Below are 4,217 nucleotides of genomic sequence, written 5' to 3'. Positions count from 1 at the left end.
TGCAGGTAACCCGAGCAGCTTCCTAGCGTATCGGGATGACGCACCAGGATGCTAGGGGTGCCGGCTGCTGCTGATATAGCCGATGGTCGTTTGAAGCAGCAGGATCTAATGCAACAAAAAAAATCCTGTGATACTGCAGGAGTTAGTTCGAATTATTATTCTCTTTTAATAAATGTTTGAAGTGCTTTTCTTTGTACTGAGCCATACTCGTTGTGATATTGGTTCCTTTAAAACGGACAATGATTCCGAATGCAGTCGGATCTATGTAATCTACTTGATCTAAGTTAACTAGATTTCCATTATCTAAAGATACTAGGTTTGGGAAACCGAGACGACATGATTCCAACGTTAAGGCTACGGTATATACACCTGATCTGGTATGAAATCGGGGTACACGATAGTTTTTCTTCGGTTCCCATAAGTCGATAAATAGAATGTCTTTAACACAGAAAAAGCCTGCTTTGCCCATTTGAGTACCTTCTGTACCTTCTAGTATCTGAATTCCGAATATTTCTTTGTGATCCACCATTGAGTAATATTCACTTCAATACTTGCATTTCATTTGGCAAAGGAAGAGCGCCTAGTTTTTCAGCAGATCTCTGAAGATAATTATAAAGATTCCGTTCCATTATCATTAAAAGCTCCTTTCCCACGATAGTATTTGAAATAACCTGCACTATTTGGAGGTCAATGCAGGGATAGAAGATGCAGGACTAGTTGAGATGATATGACAGAGGCCGTCTTGGTCTGGGCTTGACTTATTTAGGCAATAATTAGTGCCTAGTAGGTGGGGAATAATAGAGAGAAGTAATCGCTCATAAATACATTAAGATCTCTAAGCATAAATAACTGATTGCTAATAGAGTTAATCAGGTTCAGCCCTTTAAGTTTATTACTCAAATAAAAGGATATCCATGAGTAGGAAGTCCAGAAAACAAAAAAGCCGCCTATGCGACTTTTTTGTTTTGTTAATTAGAGCTGCTTACTCGTTTAGTATGTCTATTTTTCTTGTACGCTTCAATTTCGTTATGCAGGCGATCGAGTTCCTGGGATTTAGTGATTACTTCCTGAGATTCTAAAGGATAACTTTCATTAAGTAAATTCAATTCATGTCGTAATAACTCGAATTTTGTAATTAAAGTTTGGTATTCATCCACTTATCCCACCTCAATCCTATAAAATAACTTACAAGGTTATTTTATAACAATAAAGGTTATAAGTCTAGACAAAAATAACTTATATAGTTTATAATTAACTTTATAAGTTATAAAATGCACTGTTTGAGTTACTGAATTGATAGGTGGTGATTATAGTTCCCATTAGCGGTTCCCAAATGAGGAGTGGTATACAATTTATGAGAAACCTTGATATATCAGTGTTTCTCCAGATCTGATGTTATTGGAACCAATAAACGGAACTAATCGGGGAACCATAAAGACATACTTCTATAAAGCTGTCAATAGAAATCGAGACTAGCCTCGATTCTCATCAATTGCTGTCATAATTCGACAAAAAACAATGGAGATTCATGGTACAATTTTCCCTGTAATGCATTACAACAAGAGCAAAAATACTTATTTTCAGGTAATGTTAGTGGGGCTTTGGGTCTGGAAATGAAAGGAGGGCTTCTAGATGTCTAGTGTAAGAGGGCAACAAGAGAATATTGAGGAAGCTTTAGAGTTAACTGAAAGAAAAAATGGCAAGCTCTATAGGAAAGTTGGCACGAAGTTTCAAGAATTGCTTAAACAGTTACCCGATCATAGCGATGAAATTATGGAGATAGAGAGTCTATTTCATGAGATCAACATACAGTCTCAAGAACTTGCTTACCATATAGGCTATAAACATGGCTTATTACAACGAGGTTGGTTTAAACCAATATTTCAGTCAAGACAAAAAATGATGACTAAGTAGTTGAAAATGGTCGAACCATAGAGTTATGCACACTAAGTTTCTCTTTTGTTTTCTATGAGCGTGTGCTAAAATGTGGATAACTAAATTGGTCGTTGAAAATAAAATAGCCATTGAATTAAGCAGCCTGATTAATAGAGCGCCAACTCTATTACCAGGACGACTGAAACGCCCGATCTAGACCATCGGATGAATCAAAGCTTAACACAATGACTATGCGGTACCTTATCTCAATACCTCGTTTTTGGTGTTGATTTAAATTAAATTTACCACATAGTCGTATCATTTTCAAGTGTTACTAGCCACGATTTGTCTTTATATAGACGGGTCTGTGGCTTTTTTGGTTTTCACGCTAACTTAAATTAATAATTATATTTAAATGATTTAACTTACATATCGCTCCTTTAATTCTTAAAAAAGGTAATTGAGAGCGATAGAGTTTTGAGACGAGTTTTCACAGAACGTAAGTTCTCTTGAATGAAAGAGTGGAGTTCTTGTGTCGTATGATTTCCTAAGAAAATAGCTCACAACATGATCCCCCTATTATGAAATCGTCAGTATATGAAAAATTCATAATAGATAATTATATTCCTATCCTAGTTACTTTAATGCTTATACCCAATATGTGCTCTATTGAAAAACGGACCATGTCTTCCCTTTATTTTCCATTTAACTAGAAAGGTACAGTGATAACTATGCAAAAAAATGATATGGACTATATTCGTCCCAAAAAGTTAAAGAGAGCAATCATTAAAGAAGAACTGGTTATATTGACAGGTGATTTTGCAAAGGCATTAATCCTAAATCAATTTATATACTGGTCTGAGCGTGTGGAAGATCATGATCGCCTTATTACTGAAGAATCGGATCGAATGAAAGTAAATGGAATTAATAATCCTATGCAGAAGCAATACGGTTGGATTTATAAGAAAGCTGAGGAGCTTTCTGACGAGTTAATGCTTGGAATGAGTCCACAAACCATAAGAAGACATTTAAAACATCTAGTTGATAATGGCTGGTTAAGTGAAAGAAGAAACCCTAATTACTCTTGGGACAAGACTCTTCAATACAGAGTAGATTTTATTAAGATCATGATTGATCTGAACAAAATAGGTTATCACCTAGAAAAATATGAGGCGCTAAATCGACTGTTACAAGCGGAAATCCAAATTGGAGCTTCGAAGAATCAAATTGGAGATAGCAACCTCCAAAATGGAGCTTCGGATGACGAAAACGGAGCTTCGAACCCTGGTTTTGGAGATTCAAGCGTTCAAAATAGTTCTCCGTACAATCAAAATGAAGCTTCGGAACACCTTCATGGAGCAGCAATACCAGAGATTACATTACAAAGAAATATGAATGAATGTTTGTCGGCGCAGGCGGAAACCGCCAGCACCTCTAATTTTGAAATTGGTAGTAAAGATATTATTTTTGACTCATTAAGAACATTCCTAGCGAATAGTTACATTGCTGATAATCAAACTATGACCGAATATCATATTTTAGAAATATATACAATGCTACATAATCAATTTACACATCAACTTGATGCGGAAGTCGTTAGAATCGCATGTCTCTTATATAATGATCGCACTATCCAAGTAGATACCGATAATTTTCAAATAAAGATGAAAGTTCAGTTAAGCAATCCAATTGGTTTCTTCCGCACATGCTATCAAGATGCTGTAAAACAATACAAAGCTATGCTGAGAAATAGATAAACTCTACAACGTGCGCATGCTAAGAATTGCCTAGTCAATGACTAGGCAGTGCATATTATACGTCCGGATCTGGGAACACCCAAGATTTTAGGAGGAATTATAATGAGTTGGTTCGGATTGAACTCTAGTTTTGAGTTTTGGACCTTTTTTGTTATATATGGGTTTATAACAGCTATCATACTAATGCTCGATACTATTGTTATACTTGCTCGTTATCTTGGAGATAAAAGGGCACCAGAGCTAACAATCAAACAGTTTTTAAAAAGAGATAGTTTTCATAGATTGTGCTCCTTACTTTCTGTAGACACAACACGTGACTCGATTTGGATGGATATCGGCTATATTGCATTTCAGATATCATTTTTTATTTCATGTTTACCAGCTTGGATTATAGAAAGTTTATTATATATATCTTGGATATTTTCTAATTCCATTGTTTCTCGTAAAGAATGCGTAAGGAAGTAAGCATTAGTAAAAAGAAAGCGTAGCACTATAGTTTGTTTGGTCCGGAAAACCTCTAAGGATAGATAGTTGGCCGAAACAGTAGCCAATGGCCATCCTGAAGCTGCAGGTAACCCGAGCAGC

Annotated in this window: 5 protein-coding genes; 2 read left to right on the top strand and 3 right to left on the bottom strand. The window is 35.9% G+C overall.

Features of this window, described 5'->3' with window-relative positions; all coding sequences use genetic code 11:
* Positions 1–142 precede the first annotated feature (142 nt).
* Both ABEQ74_RS29850 and ABEQ74_RS29845 read right to left on the bottom strand, forming a co-directional pair.
* Positions 143–529, bottom strand: a complete 387-nt coding sequence (locus tag ABEQ74_RS29850; RefSeq protein WP_430125971.1) for a dipeptidyl aminopeptidase — start codon at positions 527–529, stop codon at positions 143–145.
* Positions 530–968: 439 nt separating this feature from the next.
* Complete coding sequence (locus tag ABEQ74_RS29845; protein WP_430125969.1) at positions 969–1,157, bottom strand: Spo0E family sporulation regulatory protein-aspartic acid phosphatase; 189 nt, start codon at positions 1,155–1,157, stop codon at positions 969–971.
* Positions 1,158–1,632: 475 nt separating this feature from the next.
* Here ABEQ74_RS29845 and ABEQ74_RS29840 point away from each other — a divergent pair, with 475 nt between their 5' ends.
* Positions 1,633–1,914 (top strand): hypothetical protein, encoded by a 282-nt coding sequence (locus ABEQ74_RS29840; RefSeq protein WP_430125967.1) that lies wholly within the window; start codon positions 1,633–1,635, stop codon positions 1,912–1,914.
* A gap of 692 nt (positions 1,915–2,606) precedes the next feature.
* The gene (locus ABEQ74_RS29835; protein ID WP_430125965.1) at positions 2,607–3,632 is read left to right on the top strand and encodes a hypothetical protein; all 1,026 of its coding nucleotides are present in this window, start codon (positions 2,607–2,609) and stop codon (positions 3,630–3,632) included.
* Between the two features lie 350 nt (positions 3,633–3,982).
* Here ABEQ74_RS29835 and ABEQ74_RS29830 read toward each other — a convergent pair.
* The coding region (locus tag ABEQ74_RS29830) for a hypothetical protein (RefSeq protein WP_430125963.1) at positions 3,983–4,217 on the bottom strand (235 nt) is incomplete at its 5' end.

The organism is Paenibacillus solani, from assembly GCF_050475945.1.
Lineage (GTDB): Bacteria > Bacillota > Bacilli > Paenibacillales > Paenibacillaceae > Paenibacillus_AQ > Paenibacillus_AQ solani_A.
The sequence above is the reverse complement of the archived record's forward strand: the minus strand, read 5'-3'. Positions and strand labels throughout refer to the sequence as shown.

What these genes read in the sequence shown, in the direction of transcription:
- ABEQ74_RS29850 (WP_430125971.1), bottom strand. Translation starts at nt 529, where the DNA reads ATGGTGGATCACAAAGAAATATTCGGAATTCAGATACTAGAAGGTACA.
- ABEQ74_RS29840 (WP_430125967.1), top strand. Translation starts at nt 1,633, where the DNA reads ATGTCTAGTGTAAGAGGGCAACAAGAGAATATTGAGGAAGCTTTAGAG.
- ABEQ74_RS29835 (WP_430125965.1), top strand. Translation starts at nt 2,607, where the DNA reads ATGCAAAAAAATGATATGGACTATATTCGTCCCAAAAAGTTAAAGAGA.